Origin of the sequence: Streptomyces griseus subsp. griseus, from assembly GCF_000720255.1 — a bacterium.
GTDB lineage: Bacteria > Actinomycetota > Actinomycetes > Streptomycetales > Streptomycetaceae > Streptomyces > Streptomyces griseus_I.
Map to the genome: position 1 here is coordinate 1 of NZ_JOJE01000008.1, position 13,619 is coordinate 13,619.

Here is a 13,619-nt window from a genome sequence, read left to right on the forward strand (position 1 = left end):
CAGCACGAAGTCCAGCGCGCCGTCGCCGTCGAGGTCGCCCACCGAGGCGTCGTTGGCCTCGTAGGTGTAGGCGACGCCGTCGGGGGTCGTGCCCCCGGCGGGCGGGCTGATCGGGACGTCCTTGTAGCCGGTGCGGAACTGGATCGCGTGGACGGAGTCGGCCTGCTCGACGCCGTTCACGATCGGGCGGACGGTGTAGTCGGCGGAGTTGGGCGCGCCGGAGTGGAAGTAGTTCGTGGAGCCGGTGATCGGGGCGGAGTTGACCTTCGTACCGGCTCGGTAGACGTTGAAGGACACGCTGTCGGGGTCGGTGCCGAGCCAGCGCCAGCTGATCAGGTTGCCGCTGTCGGTGTGGACGCTGACGACTCCGCGGTCGAGCTTCTCCACCTGGCGGGCGGTGGCTGCCATGGGGGTACCGCCCGCGCGAGTGAGTTCGAGCGTGGGGGACGTGCCGGCGTCGAGCGCGGTGAGTCCGGCGCCGGTCAGAGCCGTCGCGGCGGTCAGGGCGGCGGCCACGGCGGTCGGTCGTCTGCGGTGCTTGTGGGGGTGCGGGTGCTGCACGGGACGAACCTCCTGGAGGACGGACGGGTTCCGCTCTCTCAGTCGTCGCGGGCCACCCGCGCGTTGCCGTACCTTCCGGCCAGTTCTGCGACCGTCCGGGCGATGCGTTCGCGGAGCCCGGGGGTCCTAGAACCTCGATGTCGGCGCCCAGACGCAGGAATTCGGCGTGGGCGTGGTCGACGGACTCGATGGGGACGGTGGCCAGGATCCAGCCATCCGCGTCCGCGTCACCGTCGGCCCTCACCGCCCCGGCGAGCTTCGCACCCGGCGCCAGGCGCACCAACACCTCGTCGCGGTACAGGCGTTGCTGGAAGCGGCGCTGGTACGCCGTCCAGTAGGCGGCCGGCGCGAAATCGTCCGGGCGGGTGAACGTCTTGTCCATGTCGGCGAGTTCGAGGATCTGATCGACGCGGAAGGTGCGCGGGCCGGGGCCGGCCACGAGGTACCAGCGGCCTGCCTTCGGCACCAGTCCGTCGGGAGCAGGCGTTCTCGCTGGACGGCGGGGAGGCCTGGCTGACCAACTGGGTCATGGAATTCACGCGTCCGACGGCCGCCGGAACGCCCGCAGGGTGAACTCGGGGTCGGGGCGCGGCCGGTCCTGGTCGGGCAGGGCCTCGAGCCGGGCGGCGAACCGGTCGGCGAGCGGCTCACCGGGCGGCAGCGTGACGAACCAGCCCCGCCGCAGGTCCGCCACGGCCCGGCGCGGGCTGCGCCCCTGGCCCCGGCCGCGGAAGCCGGCCCGGCCGGCCGGGACCAGACCGCTCGCGAGGGCGTACGACTCGACGAGCGCGACGGCGTCGGAGGCCGCGCGGCGCGGGCGGGAGGCGAGCACGGCGTCGATGTCGCTGCCCACATTGTGCGAGGCGCCCTTGTCGACCGTGGTGATGTACACCCCGCCCGGCCGCAGCACCCGGGCGCACTCGGCGACGACCCGCCGCACCTCCTCGGCCGGCTCCACGAGGTGCAGCAGCCACACACTGCTGACGGCGTCGAACTCCCCGTCCCGGAACGGCAGTCGCCGGCTGTCGGCGCGCACGACGGCACCCGGCAGCCGCGCGGCAGCATGCCGCGCCATGGTCCGGGCGAGGTCGACACCGGTCACCCGCAGACCGTCCCGGGCCGCGAGGCGCCGGGTGACGATGCCCGTTCCGCAGGCGACGTCGAGCAGACTGCGCGCCCCGGGCGGTACGAGGCTCAGGACGGCCTCGGCGGCGGCCGCCGCCCTGGGCTCACCCCCGCGGGAGACGTCGTAGCGCTCGGCTTCCTCGTCGTAGTCCAGCACGTCCGCTCCCCCGTCGCCGTAGCCGGCCGCTTTCCGGTGCTCCTTCGGCCTCCGTCACCGCACCCCGTGCCCTGGAGCCAGCGCTTCCACGCGGCGCGCCAGCTCGAAATCCTGTTCGGTGACGGCTCCGCCCGCGCTGTGGGTGTTCACCGCGAGGGCGACCGTGTTGTAGCCGAGGGTCAGGTCGGAGTGGTGGCCGAGCTCCTCCTGGACCTGGGCGATGTGGATGACCAGGGCGGTCGCCGCGAAGTGGTCGGCGAGCCGGTAGACGCGGGTGATGCGGTCCCCGTCGAGGGACCAGCCGGGCAGCTCGGCCAGGCGCTCCTCGATCTCCTTCTGCGACAGCGGCTCGGGGGGCATGACGGTCGCTCCCTTCCTGGGTGGCACGTACCTGTCCAGCCTGCCACAGGAGCGGCGCCCCGGCCCTGGTCAGGCGTCCGGCCGGGGCGCCCACGGGCCTGCCTTGTGTACGGTCGTGCCCATGACCACTGTCGCGTCCGGTCCCGCCGCCTCCGCCGTTCCCGTCGACAAGGGCGTGGGCCCGTTGCTGCGGGCGTGGCGGGAGCGACGGCGGGTGAGTCAGCTGGAGCTGGCGCTGCGCGCGGACTCCTCCGCCCGGCACATCAGCTTCGTCGAGACGGGACGCTCCCGGCCCAGCGAAGAGATGGTGCTGCGGCTGGCCGAGCACCTGGACGTACCCGTCCGGGAGCGCAACGCGCTGCTGCTGGCGGCCGGTTACGCCCCGCACTACCGGCAGACCCCGCTCGACGACCCGGCGCTGGACGCGCTGCGCGCCGGTATGGAGCGGCTGATCCAGGGCTACGAGCCCTACCCGGCGCTGGTGGTCGACGCGACGTACACCGTGGTCGCCGCCAACCGGGGCATCACGATGCTGCTGGAGGGCGTACCGGAGTCCCTGCTCACGCCCCCACTGAACGCGATGCGGCTGACGCTGCACCCCCAGGGGCTGGCGCCGCGCATCCGCAACCTGCGGGAGTGGCGCGGCCATCTCCTCGCCCAGATGGAACGTCAGATCGCCCTGTACCGGTCGGAGCCGCTACGGGCGCTGTACGAGGAGGTGGCGGCCTACCCGCTGCCCGAGCCGGAGCCCGGGGCTGCGGCGCCCGGGGACGAACCCGCCGAGCCGGTGCCGTATTTCGCGCTGCCGATGCGGATCGACCACGAGGGCCGCACGCTGTCCTTCATCTCGTCGATCTCCACCTTCAACACGCCGATGGACGTGACGGTCGCCGAGCTGGCCATCGAGACGTTCCTCCCGGCCGACCCGGCGACGGTCAAGTACCTTCACTCGCTGACGGCCTGACACGCACCCGCGCTCGCCAGGGTCCGGGTGATCAGGCCGGGCCGGTGCGTTCCGCCCGGACCCGCTGGGCGACGTCGCGCAGCTTGATGTTGTGGTGCTGGGAAATGCGGCGCAGCACGCTGAAGGCGTCGTCCTCGCTCAAGTGGTGGCGTTCCATGAGGATGCCCATGGCCTCGCCTATGGCGTGCCGGGTCTCCACCGCGTGCTCGAGCTGATCGATGGTGCGGGCGTCGGCCAGGGCGACGGCGGCGTGGGAGGCCAGCAGCCAGCCGGCCGTCTCGATGTCCTCGCCGAAGGCGCCGGGTCGGCGGGCATACAGATTCAGCGCGCCGAAGTCCTCGTTGTCGGTGTAGAGCAGCACGCCGGTCATGCTCCCGATGTCCAGCGCGCGGGCCCGGGCCGCGAACCGCTCCCAGGTGGGCTGGGGCCGGGTCAGGTCAGCGATCCGGTACACGCGGTCGCCGTCCTTGCGGCGGGCCAGATCAAAACAGGGTCCCTCGCCCAACTCACCCTGCAAGCGGTCGCATTCCTCCACGTTGTTGCCGCAGGCGGCCAGGGTCACCGCCCGGCCCTTGCGCACCGCCAGTATCCCGGCCGCGTCACAGCCCTCCACCAGCTTCACCGCGGAGGCCGCCACCTCGTCCAGCGTCGCCTGAACCGAGTCCTGCGCCAGCAGATCCCGCGCGAGCAGCGCCATCTGCTCGGCGTACTCACGCCACTCCATCCGCCACCACCCGCCTCGATCACCCCTTCCCCGGCCTTGCACACGGGGAAGCCCTACGAGGGCGCTCCTTCCCCGGCATTCGGAAAGTACTTCGACGGCTTGCCTGATCGTGTCTCCCGCGTCCCACGTGACAAGTTCGTCCCGCCGCCCCCGTGAGATGGCGGCCGGAACATGACACACTGGCTCGGATCCTTCGGCGCGCAGGGGAGACGTGGCGTGAGTGAGCGGCGGCCGGCGCCCACGGTGGGCCAGGTGGTGCTCGGCAAACGGCTTCAGGAGCTGCGCGAGGCGGCCGGCCTCAAGCGTGAGGAGGCGGCTCGCGTCCTGCACGTGGCGCCCGCGACCGTGCGGCGGATGGAGATGGCCGAGGTATCCCTGAAGATCCCGTACCTCCAGGTGCTGCTGGAGGCGTACGGGGTGCCCCCGGACGAGGCGACCGCCTTCGTGGCGCTGGCCGAGGACGCGAACAAGCCGGGCTGGTGGCAGCGGTTCCACGATGTGCTGCCGGACTGGTTCAGCCTGTTCGTGAGCCTGGAGGGCGCGGCGCGGATGATCCGCTCGTACGAGCCGCACTTCGTGCCCGGACTGCTCCAGACCGAGGAGTACGCGCGCGCCGTCCTCGACTCCGGCACCATCGGCCAGACCACGCCGGAGGCGATCGAGCGGCACGTGTCGCTGCGCGTCGCCCGGCAGCGGCTGCTGGACGGCCCGAACCCGCCCCACCTGTGGGTGATCATGGACGAGACGGTGCTGCGCCGCCCGGTGAGCATCCGGCCCGAGGTGATGCGCGACCAGCTGGACAAACTGCTGGAGTACACCGAGCGCGACCGGGTGACCCTCCAGGTCGCCGAGTTCGCGGACGGGCCGCACCCGGGGACGTACGCGCCCTTCTCCCTGTTCCGCTTCGCCGAGCCGGAACTGCCGGACCTGGTGGTCACCGAGTATCTGACCGGTGCCCTGTACCTGGACTCCCGCGCGGAGGTCTCCGCGCACCTGGAGGTCCTGGACCACATGACGACACACGCCGCGTCCGCCGAGCGCACCAGCAAGCTGCTGCGCGAGTGCCGCGAGAACTTCTGAGCGGGAGAAGCCGACCCATGGCCGGATCCGACACCGACGCCCCGCCCCCGCGCATCGACACCAGCCGACCGCATCCTGCCCGGGTGTACGACTGGTGGCTGGGCGGCAAGGACAACTACCCGGTGGACGAGGAGCTGGCCCGCCGGATCCTCGCCGTGGACGGGAGCGTGCTGCGCGGGGCGCGGGCCAACCGCCGGTTCATGCAGCGGGCCGTCCGGACCGTCGCCGAGGCGGGGATCCGCCAGTTCCTGGACATCGGCACCGGCATCCCCACGGAGCCCAACCTGCATCAGGTGGCGCAACAGGTCGCGCCGGAGTCGAGGGTCGTCTACGCGGACAACGACCCGATCGTCCTCAGACAGGCGCAGGCGTTGCTGCGCGGCTCCGCCGAGGGCGGCACGACCTATGCGCACGCCGACGTACGCGACGTCGACACCCTGCTGGCCCGGGCCGCCGAATCCCTGGACTTCACCCGGCCGGTGGCGCTGTCGCTGGTGGCACTGACCCACTATCTGGACGACGAGCCCGACGGCGACGACGTGTACGGCCTGCTGAAGAGGTACGTCGACGCGCTCGCGCCGGGCAGCCATCTGATCCTGTCCCAGGTCACCCCGGACCTGAACCCGGAGGCCGTCGGGAAGGCGGCCGAGCACTTCCGGCGCGGCGGCACGCCCTTCCATCCGCGCTCCCTGGCCGGGTTCGCGCGCTTCTTCGAGGGCCTGGAGCTGCTCGGGCCGGGCCTGATCCCGGTGTCCGGGTGGCGGCCGGAGCCGCAGGACGTGGCCCTGCAGGCGGAGGGCATAGTGCCGGTGTACGCGGGGGTGGCCCGCAAGGCCTGACTCCCGCCGACCACCGGACAGGCCGAGCAATTCGGGTCCATACTTGCGACACGCTGCGACACATGCGCCGATGTCCGGAATGCATGGAGTCGCGGCGGGAGTAACGACGCGGCGGGGGGCTGACGCACACTCATGAGGACTCCGACACCATCCGGCACCGCCCCGTCCACGAGCCCGTGGCGGCTCGACGCGGAACGCCGTCTGCTCGCGCGGGCACTGGCCGAGCCGGTGGTGACCGAGGTCGCCCCGGAGGAGCTCCCGCTCTTCGAGCGGCGCGCCCGGAGCTACTTCCGCCCCCGGCTGTGGAGGCGCCGGCCCTTGTCGCTCGACGTCGTCGGACTGGCGGCCGACGTGGTGACACCCGCGGCGCTGTCGGCGGCGGTCGGGGTGCTGGGAGTGATGTCGGCCGAGCTGGTGAGCCGGTTGACCTCGCGCCTCGTGGACCGGGTGGCGCGCCGCCGGCGGCGGGCGGAGGTCGAACCGGCCGAGCCCACCGCACCCGCTGCGCCGCCGGTCGCCGCAGCGCCCGCGCCGACCGCCGCGGAGCTGGCCCGCTGGCGTGCGGCCGCGCTGTCGGGCGCCCTGCGCCATGTCTCCGCGCAACGGGCCGAACGGGTGGCCGACTCGGTGCTGGCGGAACTGGTCCAGATGCTGGCGACGAACCCCCAGCCCGAACCCACAGCGGACCAGAGCCCACCCGGAACCCCACCCGAAGACGGAGACTCAGCGGCGACCGGGCGCTGACGTGCTCGTACGCGCTTTCCTCTTCTGTGTCGCCCTGATGGCCGCCGCAGTCACGATCGCCCTTCCGGCCACCACCAGCCGTCAGGAAGCCAACCTCGAGGCCAGCGGTCTGTGTTGGCCGGGTGCGCTCAGGGAGTTCCAGCTGACCCTGCCGATGTCCCCGGTGGAACGCGAGATCCTTCGCCAGGTTCCGGTCTGGCCCCCGCAACGGGTGGCGAAGAAGTACGAACCGGCCCTGAAACGGTACTTGGAGGAGCACTGCCCGCAGGCGGTGAACCCACGTGAGTCACGGGTGGGGCTCGCGCTGGGCGTCCTGGGGGTGGGGGGCTTCGTCCTGTACTGGCTCAGCCCGTACCAGCAGATCCTCTTCCGCCGCCTGCTCCGCCTGCGCCCCACACCGCGCGTCGGCGCAGCCCTCGGTTACCGACCGGACCTCGCCGACGCCGTGTTCCGGCTGGCTGACGACGCCGGGGTGACCGTGCACGGGGTGTGGCTGAACGCCGACGAGTACACCAAGAACGCTGTGGCGTTCGGGCACTGGGGGCGTCGTCACATCGAGCTCGCGAGCGGCATGGCGACGCTGTTCGACGAGGACCCGGGCACCTTCGAGGTCGTCGTCCGCCACGAACTCGGCCACATCCGCCACCGCGACCTCGACGTCACCCACGGCGTCACCGCGCTGTGGGGAGCCTTCACCGTGCTGCTTGCCGCCGCCTTCTGCTTCGCCGTGTCCGGCGACGCCGGCGACGGCCCGTACCTGCTGCGGCTCTCCTTCCATCTGGCCCTGCTCGCCTGCCTGTTGTACGCGGCCCGCAACACTTTCCTTCAGTCCCGGGAACTGCACGCCGACGCCTTCGCCGTACGTGGCGGCCCCCTCGGGACGGACGCGGGCAAGGAACGGCGACGGAAGCTGGACACCTTCTTCGCCGATCTGGCCGAGGCACGCGGCGGTACCGGTCTGCCGTTCGCCACCCACCCCGCCCTCCGGCGCCGCAGGGCGGCCCTGCGCCACTCCTCCCTGGCCGGTGAACTCACCGTCTGGGACGCCGCCTTGACCGGCTGTGTCGCCCTGCTGGCCGTCAACATACTGATGGGGAACAGTTTCGACATCATGCTGAGCGGGCTGCGCCTGGACCTTCTGAAGCCCGCCACGCTGCGGCCCGTCTACACCTGGCTGGCGCTCCCCCTGCTCCTGCCCGCCGGTGCCGTCCTGGGCGCCGGGATCCGGCACACGGTCGCCGCGTGGGGCGGTGTGCGCGGTGGGCGCGCCATGGTGGGGCGGCTGGCGCTGCTCGCTCTGGGGCTGTTCGCAGGGCTGTGCGCCGGGTGCGCGCTCCAGCCGGGCCAGGCGTTCGGGGACCGGTCCGTGCAGCTCCGCACGATGTGGTGGAGCCCGATCACCGACAGTCTCGGGCTCGGCCTCGCGCTGACGGCGGCGCTGTCGGTCCTGGCGCTCTCCCTGTTCGCCCTCGCGTGCGACGCCGTGTGCGGACCACGGGTGGTGTCCTGGTGGGCGGGCGCGTACGGCGTGGTCGTCACGGCCGCCTGGTTCCCCACGGCTCTTCCCGACGGAACTGCCCCGTACCTCCGCGCCGTGGTGGTCGGAGTGGCACTGCTCAGCGGCGGGCTGTCGGCGTTGCTTCGCCGACGGCCGGGACAGCCGCCCGCTCCCGTGCCGCTGGTCCCGGACGAGCCGGTGACACGGACCGAGGCTCCGGACGTGACGGGGCCGCGACTCCTGCTGGCGCATGCCGTCACCGCCGCCGCGGCGGTCGGCGCCGTCACCGTGGCGGCCGGCCTCCTGGTGAAGACTCCCGACGCGCCGTTCGCCCTGGTGGCCGCCTTGGGCCTGGTCTGCTGCGTCGGCGTCCTGGCCGGTGCGGCAGCCGCCCCTCACGACGCCGAGTTCCGGCGTCGCACCAGGTACGCCGTGGTCTGCCTTGCCGTGGGCGCGGGCGCGGGCTTTCTCCAGTCAGCGGGGACCGCCTTGCAGGGCGTACTGCCGGGCCTGCTGATCGGCGTGGCCGCGACCGGCGTCGCGGCGGCCGGCCGGATCTCGGCGGCCGCCGTCTACGCCTTCCGCCACCGCCACCGCCGCGGCTCGGCGATGGACTCGCCGGCGCCCGCTCCGGCTTCCCCGGTGCCTGCCCCGGCCACCTCGTCCGACGTCGCCCCGCAGCCGCGCCCGGCCGGTCCGCGAGGTGAGCCCGGGCACCGGCACCGGCGCACCACGGGACAGCACCGCTGACCGGCGCACCCGGACCTGTACACACGGACCGGCACCCACGGACCGGCACCCACGGAGGAGAGCCGGTTTAGGCGGCCCCGCCCTTCGCGTCCCGGTCCTCGTCGTCGACGATCTCCGCGTCCACCACCGCGTCGTCGTCCTGCCGGTCCTGCCGGCCGTGCTCGTCCCGCTGATCCTGGCCAGGGGTGCCCTCCGCCGGTGTCTCCTGCTGGGCCTGGGCGTACATGGCCTGGCCCATCTTCTGGCTGACGCCGGCGAGCTTCTCGACGCCGTCGCGCAGGGCGGCCGTGTCGGCGTTCTGCTCCAGCAGCTGCTTGAGCTCGGTGACCGCGGACTCCACCTCCGAGGTGGTGTCGGCGGGGATCTTGTCGGCGTTGTCGCGGAGGAACTTCTCGGTCTGGTAGACGAGTTGCTCGGCCTGGTTGCGGGTCTCGGCGGCCTCGCGGCGTTTGCGGTCCTCCTCGGCGTACTGCTCGGCCTCCCGCATCATGCGGTCGATGTCGTCCTTGGGCAGCGCGGAGCCGCCGGTGACGGTCATCTTCTGTTCGCGGCCCGTGGCGAGGTCCTTCGCGGAGACGTGCATGATGCCGTTGGCGTCGATGTCGAAGGCGACCTCGATCTGCGGGACGCCCCGTGGGGCGGGCGGCAGGCCGGTGAGGTCGAAGACGCCGAGCTTCTTGTTGTAGGCGGCGATCTCGCGTTCGCCCTGGTAGACCTGGATGCCGACGGAGGGCTGGTTGTCGTCGGCCGTGGTGAAGATCTCCGAACGCCGGGTGGGGATCGTGGTGTTGCGTTCGATGAGCTTCGTCATGATGCCGCCCTTGGTCTCGATGCCGAGGGACAGCGGGGTGACGTCGAGGAGGAGGACGTCCTTGACGTCGCCGCGGATGACGCCCGCCTGGAGGGCCGCGCCGACCGCGACGACCTCGTCCGGGTTGACGCCCTTGTGCGGGTCCTTGCCGGTCAGCTCCCGTACCAGCGCGGTGACCGCGGGCATCCTGGTCGAGCCGCCGACGAGGATCACGTGGTCGATCGCGGACAGCTTCACGCCCGCGTCCTTGACGGCCTGGTGGAAGGGCTTCTTGCAGCGGTCGAGCAGATCCTCGGTGAGCTCCTGGAACTGCGCGCGCGTCATCTTCTCGTCCAGGTGCAGGGGGCCCTCGGCGGAGGCGGTGATGTAGGGGAGGTTGATCGTGGTCTCGGAGGACGACGACAGCTCGATCTTCGCCTTCTCGGCGCCCTCGCGCAGCCGCTGCAGCGCCATCTTGTCGTTGCCGAGGTCGATGCCGTTCTGGCCCTTGAACTTCTTGACCAGGTATTCGACGATCCGCTGGTCCCAGTCGTCGCCGCCGAGGTGGGTGTCGCCGTTGGTGGCCTTGACCTCGATGACGCCGTCGCCGATCTCCAGCAGGGAGACGTCGAAGGTGCCGCCGCCGAGGTCGAAGACGAGGACGGTCTGCTCCTCGCCCCGGTCGAGGCCGTAGGCGAGGGCGGCGGCGGTGGGCTCATTGATGATCCTGAGGACCTTCAGGCCGGCGATCTCACCGGCCTCCTTGGTGGCCTGCCGCTGGGTGTCGTCGAAGTAGGCGGGCACCGTGATCACGGCGTCGGTGACGTCCTCGCCGAGGTAGGACTCGGCGTCCCGCTTCAGCTTCTGCAGGACCCGCGCGGACAGCTCCTGGGCGCGGTAGCGGGTGCCGTCCACGTCGCCCTGGTCGGGGAAGCGCCAGTGCGCGTCGCCCATGTGGCGCTTGACCGAGCGGGCGGTACGGTCGACGTTGGTGACCGCCTGCCGCTTGGCCACCTCACCGACGAGCACCTCGCCGTTCTTGGCGAACGCCACGACCGATGGTGTGGTCCTGGCTCCCTCCGCGTTCGCGATGACCGTGGGTTCGCCGCCTTCCAGGACGGCCACCACGGAGTTGGTGGTCCCGAGATCGATCCCGACCGGACGTCCCATCGCTGTCCCCTTCCGCCAGGAAGCCTCCACTCCAGCTCAGAACCTGAGTGCGCTCCTGTCAATGGGACACGTTCCCCGCCGCGGGGGTTCGATGCGGCTCCCCGCGCAGCTGCACGGCCCGCCGGGGCCGGTCGGTGACCAGGACGTCCACGCGCGGGTCGGTGAGGAAGGCCCGCATAGCGGTGTCGTCGTTGACCGTCCACACCATGGTGAACAGCCCGTGCCGGGCCGCTTCACGCAGTACGTTGGCCCGGGCGAGCCGCTGGTGTACCGCGACCCCGTGGGCCCCGCAGGCCCGCAGGCGCCGCATGGGGAACAGTTCGCTCGCCCGGGTGCGGGCCAATCGTGCCGTCCCCACCTCCTTGCCGTCGCGGCCCAGCGACAGCGCGGTGCGCACCTGGGGGAAGGCGCCGGTGATCTCGGCGATCGACCGGTCCTCCAGGGTGGTCGCGACGAACCCGTCGGGGCCGAGCCGGGCGATCGCCCGGTCGATCAGCTCCCGCTCGTGGCCGACCTCCTTCAGGTCGAGGTGCCCGATGAGCCTGCCGGCGATCAGCTCCATGACCTCGTCCACGGTGGGCACGGGGAACCCGGCGCGGTCGCTGAGCTCGGCGTGGGTGATCCGGGCCAGCTCGGGCCCGGTGCCGTTGACGCGCGGGTCGTGGTGGACGACGTAGACGCCGTCCGCGGTCCGCCGGATGTCGAACTCGACGTACTCCGCTCCGGAGGCGACCGCGTCCTCGTACGCCTCCCGGGTGGCCGGGCCGAAGCGCTCGGAGCCGCCGCGGTGGGCGGAGACCGCGGGGCGTCGCGGCACGGGTCACCTCCCGGATGAGGGGCGTGGGGCGGGCACGTGTGCCCGGGGGTCGTCGGGGGCGGCCAGGAGGGTGCTGGAGCGCCCGCCGGCCCGCCTGAGCAGCACGTAGCCGATCAGGACCAGCATGATGAAGGGCAGCCAGGCCACCGCGTAGGCCGCGCCGTATTCTCGCAGGTCGAGGATGGAGCGGTGCTCGTCGACGTTGGTGCCGTTGACCCCGAAGAACGCCAGCAGGAGCGTCGGCGGCAGCGCGATCAGCGTGGCGGCGGCGACGAGTCCGGAGATCGTACGGTCGCGGCGGTCGTCCCGCTCGGCGAGCGCGGCGTCGAGGGCCGCCGAGCGGGCGTTGATCACGGAGGTGAGCCGCTCGACCATGCGGGCGGAGTTGTCGAGGGTGTCGCGGACGCCGAGCGCGTCGCGCAGGGAGGATTGGAAGCCCTCCATGACCATCTCGGGGATCAGCAGGCTGTCGACGTAGGCCTCCACACCGAAGGCGAGATCGAGTTGGAGTTCGTTGACGCCTGCCGACAGCCGGGAGATCAGTGCACGGATCCCGGACGGGGAGTCGGCGGATGCCTGTTCGTTGGCGCGCATCATCCCGAACGCGGCGAGCCGGGTGCGCTGCAGGACGGCCTGGGCGGAGACCATGCCCAGGGCGACCAGGGCCAGGCCGTTCTCGACGTGCGGGGCCCAGCCCGCCTGGACGGAGACGCCTCTGCCGTGCGCGGAGACGGTCACACCGGGGTTCCTCATGTGCGGCGGCACGATGACCCCGGCGTGGGCGGTGCCGAGGCTGGGGAGTCTGCCGCGGTAGATCATCTCGCTGAGCGGGGTGGACAGCCGGGGGTCCTCGTGGTCGACCGTGGCGAGCAGGTCGCGCGCGAGCCGGCCACCGGGGAAGACGAGTTGGTGGACGTTCTGGCCGAACGCGAGCGGCTCCGGCAGACCGAGCCGCTCGGTCAGCGCGTCGAGCAGCGGCCGGTCCGCGAGGGTGAGGCCGGCGCGGTCGAAGCAGGTGGCCGCGAGCCACGGGGCGAGGGCGCCGGACGGGGTCTCGTCGGCGAAGTCGCAGTCCACCAGGAGGGTCGCGTCGCCGCGCGGGGTGGTGACGACCAGGACGCGCGCCCCGGCGAGGGCGAGTCCGCGGGCCCCGGACGGCAGCCGCAACTCCTCGGGCGCGACACGTTCGGACAGGATCGTCACGGGCAACAGCGGTTCGCTGGAACGCAGATGGGGCGTGAAGCGGCCGAAGTCGAAGCAGTCGACGAGGCGTCGCGGCTCCCCCAGCTCCGGTAAGACCCGGCCGGCCAGGCTGAACAGCAGCAGGATCCGGGTGTGTTCGCGGACGGCGGAGTCCAGCACCCGGCCGTGGTCCGAGGTTCCCGGCAGCATCCTCATCCTTCCGACGCCCTTTCCGCCGTACCGGCGCAGGGCGTTATACCCCGCCCTCCGTGGCCGAACCGGCGGGCCCGTGGGCCACCCCGTAGGGCGGCCCACAGTGCCGTGCGGTGGGCTGCCGGGTCAGGCGAGCTTGGCCGACAGGGTGATCGTCGTGCCGGTGAGGGCCTGGCTGACCGGGCAGTTCTTCTTGGCGTCCTCGGCGGCGGCGACGAACGCGTCGTTGTCGAGGCCGGGGACCGTGCCCTCCACGGTGAGGTGGATGCCGGTGATGCCCTCACCCGGCTGGAAGGTGACGTCGGCGTTGGTGACCAGCTTGGTGGGCGGGGTGCCGGCGCCGGCGAGGCCGTGGGAGAGGGCCATGGAGAAGCAGCTGGAGTGGGCGGCGGCGATCAGCTCCTCGGGGCTGGTCTTGCCGTTCGCCTGCTCGGCGCGCGACGGCCACGACACCGGCTGCTGGCCGATGCCGGAGGAGTCGAAGGTGACGACGCCGTTGCCCTCGAGCAGGTTGCCTTCCCAGACGGTGTGTGCGGTGCGCGTGGTTGCCACGGTGCTTCCTTTCGCGTGGTTTTCCCGTTGGACGGGTTTCTGTGCCCCATCCGATCACACTCCCGCTCGGCGCACGCGGAGGGCCTGCGCATG

Annotated in this window: 13 protein-coding genes and 1 pseudogene; 5 read left to right on the forward strand and 9 right to left on the reverse strand. The window is 72.2% G+C overall.

The genetic code is table 11. The annotated features are described in order from the left end of the window. From IG99_RS13930 to IG99_RS13945, 4 genes and pseudogenes are all read right to left on the reverse strand, one after another. Window positions 1-561 (reverse strand): rhamnogalacturonan endolyase family protein (locus tag IG99_RS13930; protein WP_037673616.1); only part of this gene is annotated, 561 nt, incomplete at its 3' end. Window positions 562-739: 178 nt separating this feature from the next. Beyond that, window positions 740-1,027 (reverse strand): annotated as a pseudogene (locus IG99_RS45340) (transcriptional regulator); the annotation flags it as partial. Between the two features lie 69 nt (window positions 1,028-1,096). Then, on the reverse strand, window positions 1,097-1,843 hold the full coding sequence (locus IG99_RS13940; protein ID WP_037673621.1) for a class I SAM-dependent methyltransferase: 747 nt from the start codon (window positions 1,841-1,843) through the stop codon (window positions 1,097-1,099). Between the two features lie 54 nt (window positions 1,844-1,897). Then, the gene (locus IG99_RS13945; protein ID WP_037673623.1) at window positions 1,898-2,203 is read right to left on the reverse strand and encodes a 4a-hydroxytetrahydrobiopterin dehydratase; all 306 of its coding nucleotides are present in this window, start codon (window positions 2,201-2,203) and stop codon (window positions 1,898-1,900) included. 121 nt (window positions 2,204-2,324) lie between these two features. Here IG99_RS13945 and IG99_RS13950 point away from each other — a divergent pair, with 121 nt between their 5' ends. Beyond that, entirely contained in the window at window positions 2,325-3,167 is an 843-nt protein-coding gene (locus tag IG99_RS13950; RefSeq protein WP_037673626.1) for a helix-turn-helix domain-containing protein, read from the forward strand. A 31-nt stretch (window positions 3,168-3,198) separates the two neighbouring features. On the opposite strand, the gene IG99_RS13955 is transcribed toward IG99_RS13950, so the two are convergent. Next, window positions 3,199-3,891, reverse strand: coding sequence for a GAF and ANTAR domain-containing protein (locus tag IG99_RS13955; RefSeq protein ID WP_037673627.1), 693 nt, complete (start codon window positions 3,889-3,891; stop codon window positions 3,199-3,201). Window positions 3,892-4,107: 216 nt separating this feature from the next. Between IG99_RS13955 and IG99_RS13960 the strand changes: the two genes are divergently transcribed. The 4 genes from IG99_RS13960 (at window position 4,108) to IG99_RS13975 (ending at window position 8,802) form a co-directional block, all read left to right on the forward strand. After that, entirely contained in the window at window positions 4,108-4,971 is an 864-nt protein-coding gene (locus tag IG99_RS13960; RefSeq protein WP_037673628.1) for a helix-turn-helix domain-containing protein, read from the forward strand. Between the two features lie 17 nt (window positions 4,972-4,988). Further along, window positions 4,989-5,810, forward strand: a complete 822-nt coding sequence (locus tag IG99_RS13965) for an SAM-dependent methyltransferase (protein ID WP_037673629.1) — start codon at window positions 4,989-4,991, stop codon at window positions 5,808-5,810. Window positions 5,811-5,942: 132 nt separating this feature from the next. Then, complete coding sequence (locus IG99_RS48720) at window positions 5,943-6,554, forward strand: hypothetical protein (RefSeq protein ID WP_037673630.1); 612 nt, start codon at window positions 5,943-5,945, stop codon at window positions 6,552-6,554. Between the two features lie 37 nt (window positions 6,555-6,591). Next, on the forward strand, window positions 6,592-8,802 hold the full coding sequence (locus tag IG99_RS13975) for a M48 family metalloprotease (protein ID WP_158973180.1): 2,211 nt from the start codon (window positions 6,592-6,594) through the stop codon (window positions 8,800-8,802). 67 nt (window positions 8,803-8,869) lie between these two features. Here the strand turns inward: IG99_RS13975 and dnaK are convergent, their stop codons facing one another. From dnaK to IG99_RS13995, 4 genes are all read right to left on the reverse strand, one after another. After that, a complete protein-coding gene (gene dnaK, locus IG99_RS13980; RefSeq protein WP_037673633.1) occupies window positions 8,870-10,762 on the reverse strand; it encodes a molecular chaperone DnaK in 1,893 nt (630 codons plus the stop codon). Between the two features lie 58 nt (window positions 10,763-10,820). After that, complete coding sequence (locus tag IG99_RS13985; RefSeq protein ID WP_037673634.1) at window positions 10,821-11,579, reverse strand: glycerophosphodiester phosphodiesterase family protein; 759 nt, start codon at window positions 11,577-11,579, stop codon at window positions 10,821-10,823. A gap of 3 nt (window positions 11,580-11,582) precedes the next feature. After that, on the reverse strand, window positions 11,583-12,971 hold the full coding sequence (locus IG99_RS13990; RefSeq protein ID WP_037673636.1) for a magnesium transporter CorA family protein: 1,389 nt from the start codon (window positions 12,969-12,971) through the stop codon (window positions 11,583-11,585). A gap of 129 nt (window positions 12,972-13,100) precedes the next feature. Then, a complete protein-coding gene (locus IG99_RS13995) occupies window positions 13,101-13,526 on the reverse strand; it encodes an OsmC family protein (RefSeq protein ID WP_037673638.1) in 426 nt (141 codons plus the stop codon). Window positions 13,527-13,619 lie beyond the last annotated feature (93 nt).

Excerpts from the sequence above, each read along its gene's own strand:
- dnaK (WP_037673633.1), bottom strand. The coding sequence starts at position 10,762 with ATGGGACGTCCGGTCGGGATCGATCTCGGGACCACCAACTCCGTGGTG.
- IG99_RS13975 (WP_158973180.1), top strand. The coding sequence starts at position 6,592 with ATGGCCGCCGCAGTCACGATCGCCCTTCCGGCCACCACCAGCCGTCAG.
- IG99_RS48720 (WP_037673630.1), top strand. The coding sequence starts at position 5,943 with ATGAGGACTCCGACACCATCCGGCACCGCCCCGTCCACGAGCCCGTGG.
- IG99_RS13990 (WP_037673636.1), bottom strand. The coding sequence starts at position 12,971 with ATGCTGCCGGGAACCTCGGACCACGGCCGGGTGCTGGACTCCGCCGTC.
- IG99_RS13950 (WP_037673626.1), top strand. The coding sequence starts at position 2,325 with ATGACCACTGTCGCGTCCGGTCCCGCCGCCTCCGCCGTTCCCGTCGAC.
- IG99_RS13965 (WP_037673629.1), top strand. The coding sequence starts at position 4,989 with ATGGCCGGATCCGACACCGACGCCCCGCCCCCGCGCATCGACACCAGC.
- IG99_RS13945 (WP_037673623.1), bottom strand. The coding sequence starts at position 2,203 with ATGCCCCCCGAGCCGCTGTCGCAGAAGGAGATCGAGGAGCGCCTGGCC.
- IG99_RS13955 (WP_037673627.1), bottom strand. The coding sequence starts at position 3,891 with ATGGAGTGGCGTGAGTACGCCGAGCAGATGGCGCTGCTCGCGCGGGAT.